The 19,906-nt window shown below is 39.8% G+C and carries 13 protein-coding genes, 1 tRNA gene and 2 pseudogenes; 9 read left to right on the top strand and 7 right to left on the bottom strand.

The window, feature by feature from the left end; all coding sequences use genetic code 11:
- Positions 1–129: 129 nt before the first annotated feature.
- Positions 130–4,584 (top strand): translocation/assembly module TamB domain-containing protein, encoded by a 4,455-nt coding sequence (locus tag INE92_RS05950; RefSeq protein WP_015531105.1) that lies wholly within the window; start codon positions 130–132, stop codon positions 4,582–4,584.
- Positions 4,585–4,675: 91 nt separating this feature from the next.
- Here INE92_RS05950 and INE92_RS05945 read toward each other — a convergent pair whose 3' ends face one another.
- Positions 4,676–5,533, bottom strand: coding sequence for a PepSY-like domain-containing protein (locus tag INE92_RS05945; protein ID WP_015531104.1), 858 nt, complete (start codon positions 5,531–5,533; stop codon positions 4,676–4,678).
- Positions 5,534–5,554: 21 nt separating this feature from the next.
- Positions 5,555–5,992: a PepSY-like domain-containing protein gene (locus INE92_RS05940; protein ID WP_015531103.1), complete on the bottom strand. Its 438-nt coding sequence runs from the start codon at positions 5,990–5,992 to the stop codon at positions 5,555–5,557.
- A 321-nt stretch (positions 5,993–6,313) separates the two neighbouring features.
- On the opposite strand from INE92_RS05940, the gene INE92_RS05935 reads away from it, so the two are divergent.
- Genes INE92_RS05935 through INE92_RS05925 form a run of 3 tightly spaced genes read left to right on the top strand, consistent with a single transcriptional unit; the run spans position 6,314 to position 9,161 of the window.
- Entirely contained in the window at positions 6,314–7,465 is a 1,152-nt protein-coding gene (locus INE92_RS05935; RefSeq protein ID WP_195436615.1) for a COG1470 family protein, read from the top strand.
- A gap of 3 nt (positions 7,466–7,468) precedes the next feature.
- A complete protein-coding gene (locus tag INE92_RS05930) occupies positions 7,469–8,212 on the top strand; it encodes an ABC transporter ATP-binding protein (RefSeq protein WP_134993275.1) in 744 nt (247 codons plus the stop codon).
- The gene (locus tag INE92_RS05925; protein WP_007752792.1) at positions 8,205–9,161 is read left to right on the top strand and encodes an ABC transporter permease; all 957 of its coding nucleotides are present in this window, start codon (positions 8,205–8,207) and stop codon (positions 9,159–9,161) included. Before INE92_RS05930 ends, INE92_RS05925 begins: the two co-directional genes overlap by 8 nt.
- 131 nt (positions 9,162–9,292) lie before the next feature.
- Here the strand turns inward: INE92_RS05925 and INE92_RS05920 are convergent, their stop codons facing one another.
- The 4 genes from INE92_RS05920 to INE92_RS05905 form a co-directional block, all read right to left on the bottom strand.
- Positions 9,293–10,567, bottom strand: coding sequence for a sensor histidine kinase (locus INE92_RS05920; protein WP_134993272.1), 1,275 nt, complete (start codon positions 10,565–10,567; stop codon positions 9,293–9,295).
- 22 nt (positions 10,568–10,589) lie between these two features.
- Positions 10,590–11,267 carry a response regulator transcription factor gene (locus INE92_RS05915; RefSeq protein WP_004314349.1) on the bottom strand — a complete coding sequence of 226 codons (678 nt, stop codon included), beginning with the start codon at positions 11,265–11,267 and terminating at the stop codon, positions 10,590–10,592.
- A 212-nt stretch (positions 11,268–11,479) separates the two neighbouring features.
- Positions 11,480–12,973 (bottom strand): proline--tRNA ligase, encoded by a 1,494-nt coding sequence (gene proS / locus INE92_RS05910; protein ID WP_007752799.1) that lies wholly within the window; start codon positions 12,971–12,973, stop codon positions 11,480–11,482.
- 206 nt (positions 12,974–13,179) lie between these two features.
- Positions 13,180–13,252, bottom strand: a tRNA-Gly gene (locus tag INE92_RS05905).
- A 231-nt stretch (positions 13,253–13,483) separates the two neighbouring features.
- On the opposite strand from INE92_RS05905, the pseudogene INE92_RS05900 reads away from it, so the two are divergent.
- Positions 13,484–13,657: pseudogene (locus tag INE92_RS05900) on the top strand (TolC family protein); the annotation flags it as partial.
- Between the two features lie 171 nt (positions 13,658–13,828).
- Here the strand turns inward: INE92_RS05900 and INE92_RS05895 are convergent.
- Complete coding sequence (locus INE92_RS05895) at positions 13,829–15,115, bottom strand: IS1380-like element ISBf12 family transposase (RefSeq protein ID WP_009040242.1); 1,287 nt, start codon at positions 15,113–15,115, stop codon at positions 13,829–13,831.
- A 131-nt stretch (positions 15,116–15,246) separates the two neighbouring features.
- On the opposite strand from INE92_RS05895, the pseudogene INE92_RS05890 reads away from it, so the two are divergent.
- From INE92_RS05890 to INE92_RS05875, 4 genes and pseudogenes are all read left to right on the top strand, one after another.
- Positions 15,247–16,494: pseudogene (locus tag INE92_RS05890) on the top strand (TolC family protein); the annotation flags it as partial.
- A gap of 6 nt (positions 16,495–16,500) precedes the next feature.
- Positions 16,501–17,487 carry an HlyD family secretion protein gene (locus INE92_RS05885; RefSeq protein WP_008640271.1) on the top strand — a complete coding sequence of 329 codons (987 nt, stop codon included), beginning with the start codon at positions 16,501–16,503 and terminating at the stop codon, positions 17,485–17,487.
- Between the two features lie 22 nt (positions 17,488–17,509).
- Entirely contained in the window at positions 17,510–18,694 is a 1,185-nt protein-coding gene (locus INE92_RS05880; RefSeq protein WP_008640279.1) for an ABC transporter permease, read from the top strand.
- On the top strand, positions 18,678–19,862 hold the full coding sequence (locus INE92_RS05875; RefSeq protein WP_008640280.1) for an ABC transporter permease: 1,185 nt from the start codon (positions 18,678–18,680) through the stop codon (positions 19,860–19,862). The genes INE92_RS05880 and INE92_RS05875 overlap by 17 nt, the downstream gene beginning before the upstream one ends.
- The last annotated feature ends 44 nt before the right edge of the window (positions 19,863–19,906 follow it).

The following is a 19,906-nucleotide window of genomic DNA, read 5'->3' as shown; positions in this document are numbered from 1 at the left end:
TTGTTCGCAAAATAAAAGTTATCGCATATCAGAACGCTGAAAAAGACTGTACGCTGGGTAGTTGGTATTGTACTGGGAGTATATATCGGGACTATTGTTTTGCTGAATATACCAAGCATTCAGCAAACAATGAGTGTATTTGTGGCTAAAGAACTTTCCGAAGTTTTAAACACAAAGGTAGTGATTGGTAGAATTAATATCGGTCTATTGAACCGTATTATTATTGATGATGTATTGCTTGACGATCAAAGTGGTCAGGAAATGCTCAAAGTCACTCGTTTATCCGCTAAGTTTGATATTATGCCTTTCTTTAAAGGAAAGATATCCATTAGCAGTGTTCAGCTCTTCGGATTTAATATCGATCTCCGGAAAGAGACTCCGGAGTCTCCTCCTAATTTTAAATTTGTTTTGGATGCTTTTGCTTCCAAAGATACAGTAAAGAGAGAAAGTTCACTTGATTTACGAATTAACTCCATCCTGATTCGTCGTGGAAGGATGTCCTATCATGTGTTATCGGAACAGGAAACACCGGGAAAATTTAACGCCAAGCATATTCAGCTTCAAAATATCATAGCCAATATATCGCTGAAAGCCTTAAGTAAGGATTCTTTGAATTTAGGAATCAAGCGATTGAGCCTTGATGAAAAGGCATCCGGCTTTTCTTTGAAAAAAATGAGTTTGAAACTGGTTGCCAATAACAAGCAGACAAACATTGATAATTTTACTATAGAGTTGCCCGAAACATCTCTCAAGCTGGATACCATTCATTTAGAGTATGATAGTTTGAAAGCTTTTGACCGTTTTACAGAACAAGTACATTTCTCTTTCCGTACTTTGCCGTCGCAAGTTACTCTAAAAGATATTTCTCCTTTTGTTCCTATCCTATCGCATTTCAAGGAACCGGTGACATTGGATATGGAGGTGAAGGGAACTGTGGACCAGTTGACTTGTTCGCATTTGGAAATTACGGCCGACGACCGCCAGTTTCGTTTGCGAGGGGATGTGTCGCTTCAGGACTTGTCGCGTCCACAAGATGCGTATGTATATGGAACACTTTCCGAGCTTTCGGCCAATACTCGTGGAGTCGGCTTCTTAGTGCGTAATTTGAGTCACAATTATAATGGAGTTCCTCCGCTTCTCGAACGTTTGGGAAATGTAAGTTTTCAGGGAGAGATTTCAGGATACTTTACGGACCTAGTTACTTACGGGCAATTACAAACGAGTCTTGGAAATGTAAAAACCGACTTAAAATTGAGTTCTGACAAGGCTAAAGGACTGTTTGCATATTCCGGTGCTGTTAAAACTGAAGATTTCCAGTTAGGTAAGTTATTGGATAATGAGAAGTTGGAAGAAATCACTTTCAATCTGGATGTACATGGGCGGCACATTACCGGGCAATTGCCAGCTGTGGAATTGAAAGGATTGATCGCTTCGGTAGATTATAGCAGATATAGATATGAAAATATCACATTGGATGGAGAATACAAACAAGGTGGATTTAATGGTAAAGTGGCGTTGGATGACCCTAATGGATCGATTTATCTGAATGGAGATGTAAATGTTACGTCTAAAGTGCCTACTTTTAATTTTCTTGCAGTAGTTAACAAAGTACGTCCACATGATTTGAATCTTACGACTAAATACCCAGATGCGGAGTTCTCTTTAAAACTGAAAGCTAATTTCACAGGTGGATCAGTGGATGAGATGATTGGAGAAATCAATGTGGATAGTTTGGAATTTACAGCTCCGGATAAAGCATATTTTATGCAGAATATGAATATCCGGGCTACCAAACAGAACGGCGAGAACCAACTAAGATTGACTTCTGAATTCCTGAAAGCAAGTATAGAAGGTAAATTCCAGTACCACACATTACCTGCCAGTATTCTGAATATTATGCGGAAGTATGTGCCGTCTTTGATATTACCTCCCAAGAAGCCGATTGAAACACATAACAATTTTCTGTTTGACGTACATATATATAATACGGACATTTTATCTACAATCTTTGATATACCGTTGACTGTGTACACTCATTCCACATTGAAGGGATATTTCAATGATGCCTTACAACGCTTGCGTGTAGAAGGATATTTTCCCCGTCTGCAATATAAAAATAACTTTATTGAGTCGGGCATGATCCTGTGCGAGAATCCTGCAGATCATATTCGTGCACAGGTTCGTTTGACTTCTTTGAAAAAGAAAGGGGCAGTCAATCTATCCTTGGATGCACAAGCTAAAGATGATAATGTCAGTACGACATTGAATTGGGGGAATAATGCTGCAGTGACATATAGCGGGCAATTGGCTGCCGTTGCCAAATTTCTACGTACAAGCGGAGAAAAACCATTGTTGAAAGCGATGGTAGATGTAAAACCTACTGATGTTATTTTAAACGATACTCTTTGGAAGATACATGCTTCACAAGTGGTGGTCGATTCAGGCAGGGTGGATGTGAATAACTTCTACTTTAGCCATCAGGATAGATATGTACGTATTAACGGCCGGCTTTCCGAGAATCCTAAAGATACTGTAAAGGTTGATTTAAAAGATATAAATATGGGATATGTATTTGATATTGCAAGCATATCCGACGATGTGAATTTTGAAGGTGATGCAACGGGAACAGCTTATGCAAGCGGAGTGCTAAAGAAACCTATTATGAATACCCGTTTATATATAAAGAACTTTTCACTTAATCAGGGTCGCTTGGGTGATTTGGATATTTATGGTGAGTGGGATAACGAAAATAGAGGTATCCGGTTGGATGCATCCATTCAAGACATATCCCCTTCTCCGTCACGTGTCACAGGTATTATTTATCCATTGAAACCCGAGAGCGGACTTGATTTAAATATTGAAGCAAATGAATTGAACTTAAAATTCCTCGAACATTATATGAAGTCTATTGCCAATGATATTAAAGGACGAGGGACGGGAAAAGTACATTTCTATGGAAAATTCAAAGGATTGAATTTGGATGGTGCGGTTATGACAGACGCTTCCATGAAGTTTGATATTCTGAACACACATTTTGCTGTAAAAGACACGATTCATCTAGCTCCTACCGGATTGACATTTAATAATATACATATATCCGACATGGAAGGACATTCGGGAAGAATGAACGGATATTTGCATTTCCAGCATTTTAAGAACTTAAACTATCGTTTTGAGATACAGGCAAATAATATGCTTGTGATGAATACGAAGGAATCGGCAGATATGCCTTTCTATGGTACGGTATACGGTACCGGAAATGTATTACTTGCCGGAAATGCCACACAAGGGTTGGACGTAAACGTGGCTATGACAACCAACCGAAATACTACCTTTACTTATATTAATGGCAGTGTAGCATCGGCTACCAGTAATCAGTTTATTAAGTTTGTAGATAAAACACCCCGTCGTACTATTCAGGATTCTATTCAGGTAATCTCATATTATGAACAAATACAGCAAAAACGTCAGGCGGAAGAAGAACAGAAAACGGATATCCGTTTGAATATTCTGGTGGATGCAACTCCCGATGCCACCATGCGAATTATCATGGACCCTATTGCCGGAGATTATATTAGCGGAAAAGGTACGGGAAATATTCGAACGGAATTTTATAATAAGGGTGATGTGAAGATGTTTGGTAATTATCGGATTAATCAGGGAGTATATAAATTCAGCTTGCAGGAAGTAATCCGTAAGGACTTTATAATCAAGGATGGAAGCACAATAACGTTTAATGGTGCACCTCTGGATGCTAACATGGATATACAAGCTTCATATACAGTGAATTCTGCTTCCTTGAATGACTTGATACCGGATGCTTCGGCTATTATCCAACAACCCAATGTACGTGTAAATTGTATCATGAATTTAAGTGGTATGCTGGTACGTCCGACTATCAAGCTGGGCATAGAGCTTCCAAATGAAAGGGATGAAATACAAACATTGGTGCGTAACTATATCAGTACGGAAGAACAGATGAATATGCAGATCCTTTACCTGCTGGGTATTGGTAAGTTTTATACGGAAGATGCACGGAATAATAATCAAAATTCGAATGTGATGTCTTCGGTGCTCTCATCTACCCTCTCCGGCCAGTTGAACAATGCACTTTCACAAGTCTTTGAAACAAATAACTGGAATATAGGTACGAATTTGAGTACGGGTGATAAAGGTTGGACGGATATGGAAGTAGAAGGTATTCTATCGGGACAATTATTGAATAATCGTTTATTGATAAACGGAAACTTCGGTTATCGGGATAATCCGATGGCTAATACTAACTTTGTAGGAGACTTTGAAGCAGAATGGTTGATTACCCGTTCGGGAGATATCCGTTTGAAGGCTTATAATGAGACGAATGACCGCTATTATACAAAAACGAATTTGACTACACAGGGAGTAGGTATCATGTATAAGAAGGACTTCAATAAATGGAGTGATCTATATTTTTGGAATAAATGGCGGTTGCGTAATAAGCGCAAACGGGAAGAAGCGGAAAAGGTGAAACCGCAACAGACGGACAGTATCACTGATAAAACAGCCAAATCGGCAGTAAAGAGAAATCATTCGCAACAACAATAAACATATAATAAACGATGACATGATTCCAGGCGGATATGTCATCGTTCATTATATGTGAGAATTATGTAATCAGGAGCATGTGCATCCTTTTTTATGGGATGACAATGCCGTCTTCATTGATATTTACTTCAAGATCTACATTCATTTTTTCCAGTTCGATCCGATAATAGATGGTGCCATCTGCTTTTTCAATACGTTTCGCTTCGTCAAAACGATATTCTCCATATTGATTATTAATCGTATTTTTGACAGCTTCGGGCAGTTCATTTTGACGTACTTCCCATGAAGTAGAATGCCAATCTCCGGTCTGATCGAACAAAACATCTTTTGATATTCCGTTATGAATGATATCCACTTCCGTATATCCGAAATCCCAGTCATTTCTATCATCTTCTACATCTATTTCCATGATTTTGGCATTCGGATATTTTTCATTAATGAAGTTTCTCATTGCTTCAGTCAATTGAACGGGAAGATGACCGGTGTTATCATCATCAGTGTCTACGATACTTTTAATCAGAGTTCCGTCCGCAGAATAATATAAGTCTATCTCCTGATTCTGATTTTCGACTTCAATTACGAAAATAGTCTCAACGCCTGTCCGCTCCAATTTGTCTACATCATCTTGTTTCCACGAAGCATATTCACTCTTTTCAAAAGAAGTTTTCACAGCTTGCGGTAATGCACTGTAAGGAATGTCTGTTTCTGTCATTTGCCATTTTCCATCTTGGGTAAACCATGCAGATGCTTCATATTCATCATAGAAATCTGCTACATAATATCCGGACTTAGTTTCCCATTTCACATTTGCAGCATTAGGGTATTTAGATGCAAATGCGTTTTGAAGTTCGGTAGGAACAGCAATTGAATTATCGTCGTCGTTATCACAACTTTGTAGGCTCCATGTAACGCAAAGTGCCAGTAAGAGTGTATAAATCTTTAGTTTCATCTTTGTTCTATTTTAAAAGGTTTAGAAGTCAATATCAATCAAATTAAATTTCAAGTCGAATTTCAATTCCGTACGGTTGGACAGTTTTACTTCATAATCTTTTTTATCCCTCTCTATTTTCAGGATTTTAGCATCGGGATAATTGGTCGTTACATATTTTTGAATTGTTGCAGGAATAATAGCTGTAGGTACCGCGCTATATTTGCAATTCACTTCTTCCCAGTTTCCTTTGTTATCAAATTCTACTTTATCGCCATTAGTGAAAATCACTTCATAACTTTTATAGAAGAAATCACTTTCCATTTTGGCTAATGCTACTTTGCTGTCGGCAAAATGCTGTTTGATAAACTGCTGGGCCTGTTGTGGCATTTGAGTTACCTGAATAGGTTTGTCGTCATCTGCACGAGCTACTGTTTGCAATGTAAAAAGACATACTAATAAGAATACTAACTTTTTCATAATCGTTGTTTTTTAAATATTGGTTTTTACTACTATTATTAATTTCACATTGCAAAGATGAAAGGAGAATCTGAAAAGATTTGGGAATTTTGAGAATTATCAAGAAAAAAATCTCATAAAAATATAGTGACGCTATCCTGTTAACATAGCGTCACCATCTATAAAGGATACCGTCACCATCCCATAAGGATAGCGTCACTATAATTTCTTCCTGAAATTAGATTCTTTAGGATTCTTTTAAAACTACTAATATACACATCGTTTATTTTTGCACACACGAATTTGACGATATTCATATTAAATAACCATAAGAACTTTTTTATGACTATGAGAACAAATTATTTTTTATTATTCGCTATTCTATTGGGAGTTATTCCCATGAGTTACACACACGCCAATGATTCAATACCGAAAAGCGTGATTCTGTACACACCTTACACAAAAATCTCCGTATCGCCCGGAGCGTCAATTGATTACAGTATTGATCTTATTAACAACACGGACCAATTGATGAATGCGAATCTTTCTGTTAGCGGATTGTCCTCCAGTTGGAAACACGAAATGAAATCCGGTGGCTGGAGCCTTAGCCAGCTGTCGGTACTTCCCAAAGAGAAAAAGACTTTTAATTTAAAAGTCGAAGTTCCATTAAAAGTGAATAAAGGCAATTATCATTTTGTGGTATATGCCGGAAACGCTAAACTTCCCTTGGATGTGGTGGTTGCTCAAAAAGGAACGTACCAAACCGAATTTACTACTGACCAGCCCAACATGCAGGGAAATTCGAAATCAACCTTCACTTTCAGTGCTACTTTAAAAAATCAGACCGCCGATCAGCAACTATATGCTTTGATGGCTAATGCCCCCAGAGGGTGGAATGTCGTTTTTAAACCGAACTACAAACAAGCCACTTCTGCACAAGTAGAGGCAAACAGTACACAAAATGTAAGTATAGATATTACCCCTCCTGCCAATGTAGAAGCCGGTAGCTATAAAATTCCGGTACGTGCTGCTACAGGTACAACTTCTGCCGAATTGGAATTGGAAGTAGTTGTCACCGGTTCTTATCAAATGGAACTGACTACTCCTCGCGGGTTATTAAGCACAGATGTCACAGCTGGTGATGTGAAAAAAATAGAGCTGGAAGTAAGAAACACAGGTTCTTCATTACTGAAAGACATTCAGTTGTCTGCCAATAAACCTGCAGACTGGGAAGTTACTTTTGAACCTTCAAAGGTTGACGCATTAAAAGCTGGAGAGACATCAACGGTGATGGCTACTTTGAAAGCTTCTAAAAAAGCGCTGCCCGGGGACTATGTGACTACTATCATGGCTAAAACTCCTGAAGTAAATGCCGACGCGCAGTTCAGAATTGCGGTAAAAACTCCGATGATATGGGGATGGGTAGGTGTGCTTATCATCATTGCTACTATCGGTGTGGTTTACTATCTGTTCCGTAAATATGGAAGGAGGTAAATGATGAGCGAACAAGTGATCGTACTTACCGATTTGACCAAACAATATGGTAATTTCACTGCTGTAGATCATATTCGCCTGAATATCCGGAAAGGGGAAATCTTCGGATTGCTGGGACCGAATGGTGCCGGAAAATCAACTACTATCTTAATGATGCTAGGGTTGACGGAGCCTACTTCGGGAACAGTTGAAATCTGTGGAATAAATTCTACCACTCATCCTATTGAAGTAAAAAGGAGGATAGGTTATTTGCCTGAAGATGTAGGATTTTATGATGATATGACAGGACCGGAGAACTTGATCTATACAGCGCGATTAAATGGTATTCCTGATAAGGAGGCGAAAACCAAAGCTATGGAACTGATGAAGCGGGTAGGCCTTGAAGAACAGTTAACCAAAAAGACCGGAAAATATTCTCGTGGTATGAGACAGCGGTTGGGATTGGCTGATGTGCTTATTAAAAATCCGGAGATTATTATCCTCGATGAACCGACTTCAGGAATTGACCCGGCCGGTGTTCAGGAGTTTATCGAACTGATTCGCTGGTTGAGTAAGGAAGAGGGGTTGACTGTACTTTTCTCTTCCCATCACTTGGATCAGGTACAGAAAGTGTGCGACCGTGTTGGTTTGTTTAGTAATGGTCAATTACTTGCGTTGATCGATATGGCAGAACTGAAAGACAAGAAACAGGAATTGTCTGATATTTATAACCATTATTTTGAGGAAGGAGGAGAAAGACATGAATAAAGTCAATCATCCTTTTTGGGTGATCGTCAACAAGGAAATTTCCGACCATGTCAAAAGTTGGCGGTTCATTATATTAATAGGTATTATAGCGCTTACCTGCATGGGATCGCTATATACAGCACTCACAAATATTGGTGAAGCTATCAAGCCTAATGATCCGGACGGCTCGTTTTTATTTTTGAAGTTGTTTACGGTTTCAGATGGGACTCTCCCCTCTTTTGTATTGTTTATTAACTTCTTAGGACCTTTATTAGGAATCGCCTTAGGATTTGACGCAGTCAATTCCGAACAAAATAAAGGAACCTTGAGCCGTATGCTGTCCCAGCCTATTCATCGTGATTGCATTATCAACGCGAAGTTTGTGGCTGCTCTAATTGTAATAGGTATCATGCTGTTTGTATTGGGCTTTTTGGTAATGGGCTGTGGATTGATTGCCATTGGCATTCCTCCTACAGCAGAAGAGTTTTGGCGAATTGTTTTCTTCATCATTACCAGTATCTTTTATGTAGCATTTTGGCTGAATTTAGCTATTTTGTTTTCACTTCGTTTTCGTCAGGCAGCGACTTCTGCATTGGCATCGGTGGCTGTTTGGTTGTTCTTTAGCGTATTCTATACCATGATTGTTAATTTGGTGGCAAAAGGTTTAAGCCCGTCACAGATGGCGTCGCCTTATCAGATTATCAGTTATCAAAAGTTTATTTTGGGATTGATGCGTTTGGCACCGAGTGAATTGTTTAATGAAGCTACCACTACATTATTGATGCCTTCTGTTAGAAGTTTGGGACCATTGACTATGGAACAGGTGCAGGGAGCTATTCCCAGTCCGCTCCCGTTGGGGCAAAGTCTTTTAGTCGTATGGCCACAACTGACGGGACTGATTGCAGCAACAGTTATCTGTTTCGCTATCTCTTATATCATGTTTATGAGGAGAGAAATACGATCCCGATAACTGACTCACCATAAAAGACGCAAAGGACACAGAGAAATAAGTTAAATGAATACAGCTGATAGATCAGATGATGATTACCGATCGGTTATTCACTTTTTACTCCGTGTCCTTTGTGTTTTCTGAATAAAAAATTATTGTCTGGAAATCTCGAAGCAGTGCTCTTCCTGTTCGAAGTAATATCTTATACTCAAGTGTTGCAAACGACAGATAGAATCGGCTATTGCTAGTCCCAGACCTGTAGATCCTTCCTTTTTAGTTCCTTGATAGAAACGTTCGAAGATATGTTCCTTATCCAACGGATTTTCTACTCCTGAATTTCGGAAAGTAATACTGTTTTTGGTGACAGTGATCCGGATATGTCCCCCGTCAATGTTATGTACAAATGCATTTTTTAGGAGATTCGTGAGTAAAGCAACAGCCAGAGATTCGTTTATTGTCACATTGAAAATGTCCTGTTCATCGATAGTTACTTCTATGTTACGATAGTCGTAAACTTCTTCGTAATCTTGCAGATATTGTTTGAGAAGTCCATTTAGTTCCAATTGCTTGGTATCCGTAAACTGGCCATTGTCAATTTTAGTAAGCAATAGTAGAGATTTGTTTAATTTAGTGATGTATTCTAAAGTCTGGTGGGTTTTCATCAGCTCTTCCAGTTGTTTTTCTGATAACGAATCATCTTCCATCAACATTTCCAATCGGTTACGACAGATAGCAAGTGGAGTTTGTATCTCATGTGAAGCATTTCCGATAAATTGTTTTTGTTGTTCGAACATCTGCTCCGTACGTTCTACATAACGAATAGCAGCCTCATTTAATTTTCGGAATTCCGTGATTTGGGTTTCGTTACTCAACGGCTTATTTTTTTTTCCTGTTTGATAACCGTCCAGCCAATGAAGAAGCACATAGAGCGGTCGCATATTCCGATAGAACACCCATACGGAAATGATAATAATGCAGAATAACAGAGCTACATACAAAAATATAATCCATACTTGGATGGCATCTCTCAAGTCATCTTTTTCAATGCTGGGAGTTGATACTGTCAGCTCGTGGTATCGTCCTTCATCGTCTTTAAAGATAGTAGTAAGAATACGTGCCGGTTCGGTTTCCTCTTTTTCTTCAATATATACCATAGAGTCTTTATATTGAATATCCTCCCGGCTTTCCGCATATTCTTTGCTTACTTCCATCATATAATATTGATTGTTGGAGCCGTTGGTTTTAGAAGGTAGCTCCTCTCCTGCCAATGCCCGGATAATGATGGTTTCCGAATAATCTTCCAGAGCGTCATCCACTTCATCGTTGACTTCATCAATCATCGTAACATAAAAAAAGATAGCCCAGACCGTCAGTATGAAGGTCAAAGCAAGCGTAATACGAAGAATGATGTAATATATTAATTTCATGGACAATATTCTCTTTCTTTTTTTATTCTACTACCATTTTATACCCAAACCCATAGACCGCTTTGATTTCAATGTTTGCACCCGAATCTTTGAGCTTTTTGCGAAGATTCTTAATCTGTGCATATATGAAGTCAAAATTATCAACCTGGTCAATATGATCTCCCCATACTGATTCGGCCAAAGTGTTTTTATTGATTAATCTTCCGGGACGATTGATAAAATATAACAGGATGTCATACTCTTTTCTATTTAGCTCCACTTCCTGATCGTTGACAAATACACGATATTTATCCGGTTCTATTCGTACATTACCTTGGCGGATATCAATTTCTCCGTCATGCTGATGACGGCGAATCACGCTTTTAATCCGTGCATTTAGTTCAACCAAATGAAATGGCTTCGGTAAATAATCATCCGCTCCCAGTTCCAGTCCCAAAACTTTGTCTTCCAAGGAGTCCTTTGCGGAAATAATAATTACGTTCTCTCGTTTATGGAGAGCTTTCAGTCGTTCAAGAAGATTAAGTCCGCTTCCGTCCGGTAGCATGATGTCCAATAAGATACAATCATAGTCGTAGTCTTCAACTTTGCGTAGAGCAGAATTAAAGTCACTGGCTGTTTCCACAACGTAACGTTCTTTTTCAAGTGAACATTGAATCAGTTCTCTTAAAGAGGGTTCGTCTTCTACAATCAATATCTTCATAACTTTGTCTCCTTTCTTTTTTACAGCTACAAAGAAAAGGGATATTTCTGAAATAAAACTGAAATGGATTGAAAAAAGAGTTTGAAATAACTATTGAATGTCCTATGAACTATTAGGACAGGTCACAAATAATATAATATGGAAGGAAAAAAGAAAAGGATGAAAGCGATTGAATCGTTTCCATCCTTTTTATAATTATGTGTGATTTCTATTTAATAAGAACGTGCAAATATCACGCGGCAAGCAGATGGTTTGCCTGTTACCATACATTTACCCGGTTCCTTGTCTCCCGGAACAAATGAATCGAACGGAATACAACGAATGGTTGCTTTGGTTTCTTCCTTAATCTTTTCTTCTGTTTCAGTGGTTCCGTCCCAATGAGCCAGAATAAATCCGCCTTCTTCGATTTTTTCTTTAAATTCGTCGTAAGTATCTACTGTTGTAATCTTGGAGTTACGGTAGTCCAATGCTTTCTTGTAGATATTAGCCTGCATTTCTTCAAGCAAGTTCTGAACATACGTTTCAATGCCTTCACAAGTAACTGTTTCTTTTTCCAGTGTATCACGGCGCATCACTTCCATGGTGTTGTTTTCAAGATCACGACCACCCATAACCAAACGAACAGGTACACCTTTCAATTCATAGTCGGCGAATTTAAAGCCCGGACGTTTGTTATCTGCATTGTCATATTTAACAGAGATACCTAATGCTTTCAGTTTCGCTACAATGCCTTCTACTTTTGCATCGATTTGTTTCAGTTGTTCGTCATTCTTATAGATAGGAACGATCACTACCTGAATCGGAGCCAAATGCGGAGGTAATACCAATCCGTTATCATCCGAGTGAGTCATAATCAATGCCCCCATCAAACGGGTAGAAACGCCCCATGAAGTAGCCCAAACATACTCCAACTTGTTTTCTTTATTAACAAATTGAACATCGAATGCTTTTGCAAAGTTTTGTCCCAGGAAGTGGGAGGTACCACTTTGCAACGCTTTTCCATCCTGCATCATGGCTTCAATTGTATATGTATCAAGTGCGCCGGCAAAACGTTCGTTGGCTGATTTTACTCCCTTTACGACAGGAACGGCCATATATTTTTCTGCAAATTCACCATATACATTCAGCATTCTGATTGCTTCTTCTTCTGCTTCCTCACGAGTAGCATGAGCAGTATGGCCTTCTTGCCACAGAAATTCAGCAGTACGCAGGAAAAGGCGTGTGCGCATTTCCCAACGGAAAACGTTAGCCCATTGGTTGCAGAGAATAGGCAGGTCACGATATGACTGAATCCAGTTCTTATAAGTATTCCAGATGATTGTTTCTGATGTCGGGCGGATAATTAATTCCTCTTCCAATTTAGCTGCAGGATCTACTACAACTCCTGAACCGTCTTCTGCATTCTTCAAGCGATAATGCGTTACAACGGCACACTCTTTAGCAAAACCTTCTACGTGTTCAGCTTCGCGGCTTAAGAATGATTTCGGGATTAATAACGGGAAGTATGCGTTTACATGTCCTGTTTCTTTGAACATATCATCCAATTGACGTTGCATTTTTTCCCAGATGGCGTATCCGTAAGGCTTAATCACCATACATCCGCGCACAGCAGACTGTTCTGCCAAGTCAGCTTTTACCACCAAATCGTTGTACCACTGTGAGTAGTTTTCACTGCGTTTGGTAAGGTCTTTCAGTTCTTTTGCCATTATATTTTTCTATTTAAAGTTTTCTTGAGTGTTAAAACAGGGTGCAAAAATACGAAAAATGCATGAACTGCCCTATTCTTCATGCATTAATTTTCTAAAGTCATGTTTTGTTTCTTTTCCTCTATAATATGTATTTCAATAGAAAAGGATCCTGGTAATAAAAAAATCAGGCAGTTTATTTAAGATAACCACCTGATTTTCAAAAGAGCGGTAAACGAGGCTCGAACTCGCGACCCCCAGCTTGGGAAGCTAGTGCTCTACCAACTGAGCTATTACCGCATATTTATTGTGTTTCCCGACTTAAAAGCCTTATGAAACGGTGATGCAAAGGTAAACATAATTTTTATATCTCAAATAAAATCACAGAAATTTTAATGAAAGAAAAAAGTAATATCAAAGTTGCTTTTACTCTTTTGTTTTGATGAAAAAAGGACTGGAACCGAAAGAGCGTGAACAAACCTCTCTTTTCATCTGTTAGAATATCTCGAAATCAGATATAACCTAACCAGTATGAAAAAAAATAAGCGACTTTTTATACTATTGACTTTGTATTTCTCCATCAGTCAGATAGATGCACAGACACCATTAAGTTTTGAAGAATCACTGCATCTGCTGAATCAGGGAAATCAGAGTTTGAAAATTGCAGATAAGAGTATTGAGATTGCGAAGGCTGAACGTGATAAACCTCAAATCCGCAACTAAGCCCTTGAACGTCCTTATTGCGTTTACACGTCCTCTCATTACTGAATTTGCAGATAATTTGAACTTGAAGCACCCACTTCTGCCTACAATATCCCCTTACCCCACAATGTGACTTGAGGCAATACACAATATCATTCCCATAAGTTGTAGGCATTATCCAAAATCAGTCTGGAAAACATCTGCGTAAGCATTATTACAGGTATAGATGTTCAGCACATACCGCCTTGATGTCCTGATCCACTTGGCTGGTACAGAGATAAACCTGAAGACAAACGCTTTTATGCGACTTGTTGCATTGAGCCCGAACTTCTTTACGTCAAGTCTTTGAATAATGGCCTTGTAAAAGTTACGGATAAGTGCTGTAAGAAGAAGGAACACTGTGTTCTCTGCCATGAAGGATTTGGGCAATCTGTCCCACCCGAAACCATTGTTCATATCATCGAAGATACGTTCCTTTCCTCCACGAAGGTTATAGAACTCGACAATTTCTCTTACGGAAGAATCATAGTCGTTAGTCAGGATACAACGGTATGTGTATTCTCCTTCCCAAAAATCCTGCACACCATCCATCCGTTTCTGTCTTTGAATCACAAGTCGATATGCCTTACCTTTCCACTTCTCAACAAGGATAGAGTTCAATTCAAACTCAATGCCATTGATTTCCTCAGTTTTCCAGCCTTTGAGAGCAAAGGTGTCATTGTAGATCGAACTGCAGCGGTTAGCACGGATATAGAAGGACTTGCAGTGTTTTTCTATTTCCTCCACGATTTCCTCGGAACATGATCCACAATCAGCTCTGAAGCGATTGATAGTGAGCCCATTCTGTTCAAATCTCGCAAAGAACCTCTTCAGCGTGTCCTTCTGATGGAAACGAACATTTGTGTTACCATCGCTATTCTCTATACCGACTATCAAATCGCCAATAACCGCCACGCCAGGGCGATAACCAAGGAACTTCTTGTATGTAGGCTTTGCATCATACTTCTCTGTCTCTATGAACTGATGGTCGAAATCAACATCATACATCTCACCCTCTTTCAGTTGGCCAGATGCAAATATACAATTGAGCAATAAAGTATTGAGAGTGTCAGCCGTATTGAAATCGTAGGTCTTGCCCATATCTGATGTGTATGAAATGTTTTCTTGCGTCAACTCCTTTATCGCCCTGAGGATAGTATCAGAGCTACAAGTGCGAAGTGTCGGATGAAGCGAGAGGTGGTTCATCAAATGAGTAGTGACATCCTCAATACATGAACCGCTACAGAAGTAGATACTCATGAGAGAACGGATGATTTCGCTGTACTGATAACCGAACGATCTACACCTTAGACCGAGGGTTGAGTCGATTACAGATGATAATGTGGAGTCAAATTGCTCCATGATTGAAAATAATCCCCCAAAAGGAGTGAGTCTCTCAGATTTAATTTGTATCTTCGCCATGTCTATCGTCGGATTCTCTTGTTTTTTTTGCAACACTAAGATAAGTGAAAATTCTGACATGGCAAAATCCTGAGCAACTTTTTGTTGCTCAGGTACTTAAAAAGTTTAATTTATAATAGTGTTGCGGAATTAAGGATAAACTGAATGCTTTCTGGTATCCCAGTCTTCAGTCTACGGGTGCGTTTGTGCACATGTCGGAGAAGATTGAAGTAAAACAGCCCCTATCGCAGTTTACTGATCCGGCTAAAGACTTTGTACATTCCATTATTCCGGATGATCAGGTCATTTCATCCATACTAGATCAAATTGGAGCCAACACACTGGTGTTTCCCCTGACTCCCAGAAACCTGACTACTGTTGATTTATCAGCCGAGTGGGTACTCTTTTCCGGTGGTAAACGTTTTCGTGCCACCAATATCGGAAGAACGATGGTTGATTTGGCACGAGAAAGCCGGGCACAGGTGTCGGCCAACCAGCAAAACCTGTTGGTTGAAAGTTATTATGGGCTTCGGCTGGCACAACAAATAGTAACTGTTCGTGAAGAAACTTATAACGGATTGAAGAAACATTATGAAAATGCCTTGAAATTAGAGGCAGCAGGAATGATTGACAAAGCAGGCAGACTTTTCGCCCAAGTGAATATGGATGAAGCTAAACGAGCATTGGAAGCTGCGCGGAAAGAAGAAACAGTGGTGCAAAGTGCTTTAAAAGTCTTGCTAAATAAAAAGGATACAGATGCTAATATCATTCCTACCTCTCCCCTTTTTATGAATGATTCACTACCTCCTAAAATGCTTTTTGATCTTTCTGTAAACAGCGGGAACTATACGCTCAATCAATTACAGTTACAGCAACATATTGCCAAACAAGAAGTACGGATTGCTCAAAGCGGGTATCTGCCGAATATAGCCCTTTTCGGAAAACAGACCTTGTATTCGCATGGTATTCAGAGTAATTTGTTGCCACGTACCATGATAGGTATTGGTTTTACATGGAATCTCTTTGACGGACTGGATCGGGAGAAGAAAGTACGGCAATCGAAATTGACGGAACAAACACTGGCTTTGGGACAGATGAAGGCTCGCGACGATTTGGCTGTTGGTGTAGATAAACTTTATACGCAGTTGGAAAAGGCACAGGATAATGTAAAAGCTTTAAATGCAACAATTACTTTAAGCGAAGAACTGGTTCGTATCCGAAAGAAGTCGTTCACAGAAGGGATGGCAACATCTACCGAAGTTATTGACGCTGAAACTATGCTTGCCACTGTAAAAGTGGCTCGTTTGGCAGCGTATTATGAATATGATGTGGCACTTATAAATCTACTCTCGCTTTGTGGCACACCGGAACAATTTGCAAACTATCAACCTAAACCGTAACAAATAATGAAACCAACTAGTAAAACCCTATCATGGGCTTTTGTTATCATCCTTTTGGCGGTCGGTATTTTTACCGGCTTAGGAGTTATACTAATGCATAAACAACAGCTAGTTCTGCAAGGACAGGCTGAAGCAACAGAAATCCGTATCAGTGGAAAACTTCCCGGTCGTATCGATACTTTCTTCGTTCAGGAAGGCGATTGGGTACACCAAGGAGATACTCTTGTCGTTATTAATAGCCCTGAAGTATATGCCAAGTATCAACAAGTGAATGCATTGGAACAAGTAGCGGTACAGCAAAACAAGAAAATTGATGCCGGAACCCGTCGTCAGATTGTGGCTACTGCATTGCAGTTGTGGAATAAAACGAAGAGCGACCTAACTCTCGCTCAAACAACCTACAACCGTATTCTCACTTTATATAAAGACAGTGTTGTCACTTCTCAAAGGAAGGATGAAGTAGAAGCGATGTATAAAGCGGCTGTAGCAGCCGAACGCGCTGCCTATGAGCAGTATCAGATGGCTGTAGACGGTGCACAGAAAGAAGATAAAGCATCAGCTGCCAGTATGGTGGATGCTGCACGAAGCACGGTGGATGAAGTTTCGGCTTTGCTGGTCGACTCCCGGTTGACAGCTCCGGAAAACGGACAAATAGCAACGATCTTTCCTAAACGCGGAGAGTTGGTTGCGCCGGGAACTCCCATTATGAACCTGGTGGTTATGGATGATATACATGTCGTTCTTAACGTACGGGAAGATCTGATGCCACAGTTTAAAATGGACGGAACATTCGTTGCAGATGTACCCGCCATCGGTAAAGAAAATATAGAGTTCAAAATCTATTATATAAGTCCGTTAGGCAGTTTTGCGACCTGGAAATCAACCAAGCAGACCGGAAGTTATGACTTACGTACATTTGAGATTCATGCGCGTCCGACTCAAAAAGTGGATGACTTGCGTCCCGGTATGTCCGTGCTATTGACTTTAGACTAATTGACATCAAATAAACCAGCGAATGGATGAATCACAAACATACTCCCCTTTTTGTTCCGTATTGTTAAGAGAATGGCAGCGAATGACTTCGCGGCGCCTTTATTTTGGCGTCTGCATTGTTTTGCCGTTGTTCACCCTTTTCTTTATGGCTACGATTTTTGGCAACGGACAGATGGAAAATATTCCTATCGGTATTGTCGATCAGGATAACACTGCTACTTCCCGGGCTATTGCCAGGAATATCTCTGCCGTACCGACTTTTAAAGTGACAAAGCATTTTGCAGATGAAGCGGCTGCCCGTGAATCTGTACAAAAGAAAGAGATTTATGGTTATCTTTCCATACCTCCCCAATTTGAGCAAGATGCTATCACCGGAAAAAATGCAACACTCTCCTACTATTATCACTATGCATTATTGTCGGTAGGCGGTGAGTTGATGGCGGCATTCGAAACATCATTAGCTCCGGTGGCTCTTTCCCCTGTGGTGATGCAAGCCGTAGCTCTCGGAGTAGAACAGAATCAGATTACCACCTTTTTATTACCTGTGCAGGCTAATAACCATCCGATATATAATCCAAGTTTAGATTATTCGGTATATTTGAGTCAGCCCTTTTTCTTTGTTTTGTTTCAAGTCTTGATCTTGTTGATTACTGTCTATACGGTCGGTATTGAAATTAAGTTCCGTACAGCAAATGATTGGTTGACGACTGCTAAAGGCAATATAGTAACTGCTGTTTTGGGTAAGTTATTGCCTTATACCATTATATATATATTGATAGGGTGGTTAGCTAATTATGTCATGTTCGGTATTCTGCATATCCCTTTTCAAGGGAGTTGGTGGTTAATGAATATCATGACCGTGCTTTTCATCATTGCGACGCAGGCTTTAGGGCTGTTTTTATTCTCGCTGTTTCCGGCAATTTCGTTGGTGATAAGCGTAGTCTCTATGGTAGGTTCTCTGGGGGCTACCTTGTCCGGGGTGACCTTTCCGGTTCCCAATATGTATCCGTTGGTGAGGGATGCTTCCTATTTGTTTCCTGTCCGCCATTTTACGGAAATGATGCAAACCATGCTCTATGGAGGCGGTGGTTTTATCCATCTTTGGCCGTCGGCTGTGATACTCTGTATCTTTCCGTTGTTGGCCCTATTGTTGCTTCCCCATTTAAAACGAGCTATAGAAAGTCATAAGTATGAAAACATTAAGTAAGTTACAACAGTTATCATTCATCATTCGTCGTGAATTTCTAGCTATCAGTACCAGTTATGCAGTTCTGCTTGTGTTGATGGGAGGAATCTTTGTCTACGGATTACTCTACAATTATATGTATGCACCGAATATTGTAACCGATGTTCCTGTTGCCGTAGTCGATAATTCGCATAGTGAATTGAGTCGTGATTTTATCCGTTGGCTGGATGCTACCCCCCAAGCAGAGATTTATAGCCAGGCGATGGATTATCACGAAGCAAAAGAATGGATGAAAGAAGGCAAAGTACAGGGAATACTCTATCTGCCTCATGATTTTGAGAAGCGAGTGTTTCGGGGAGATGAAGCCGTATTTTCTCTTTATGCAACTACGGATGCTTTCCTGTATTTCGAAGCTTTGCAGGGGGCTTCATCGCGTGTTATGCTGGCTATTAATGACAAATACAGGTCGGATGAAGCGGTATTTCTTCCACCACAAGGATTGCTTGCCGTAGCTATGGCAAAACCGATCCATGTAGAAGGAACTGCACTTTACAATTATACGGAAGGCTATGGCTCTTATCTTATTCCCGCAGTTATGATGATTATAATCTTCCAGACTTTATTGATGGTTATTGGTATGGTGACCGGAGAAGAACATAGCAACAGAGGAATCCGCGCTTACACTCCTTTTGGATATGGCTGGGGAGTTGCCATTCGTATAGTGGCGGGAAAAACGTCCGTATACTGTGCTCTTTATGCTATCTTTGCTTTCTTTCTATTAGGCTTGCTCCCCCACTTTTTCAGTATCCCTAATATTGGAAACGGACTATACATTGTATTATTATTGATTCCATACCTGATGGCGACCTCTTTTCTGGGGTTGGCAGCTTCCAGGTATTTTACGGATTCAGAAGCTCCCCTACTCATGATCGCCTTCTTCTCTGTAGGATTAATATTTCTTTCCGGGGTTTCCTATCCGATGGAACTAATGCCCTGGTATTGGAAAGCTGCACATTACATTCTTCCGGCTGCACCAGGCACACTTGCTTTTGTGAAATTGAATTCTATGGGAGCCAGTATGGCGGATATCAGACCAGAATATATAACCCTTTGGATACAAGTACTTATTTATTTTATAATAAGTATATGGGTTTACAAGAAGAAACTGGAATCAGATCCAATTAGTTAATTTAACAAAAGCAAAACATACGCTAATTATGACATACGATTAAA

It is taken from the genome of Bacteroides xylanisolvens (assembly GCF_018289135.1).
Classification (GTDB): Bacteria; Bacteroidota; Bacteroidia; order Bacteroidales; family Bacteroidaceae; genus Bacteroides; species Bacteroides xylanisolvens.
Note: the sequence above shows the minus strand (reverse complement) of the source record. Positions and strands in the feature narration are given on the sequence as shown.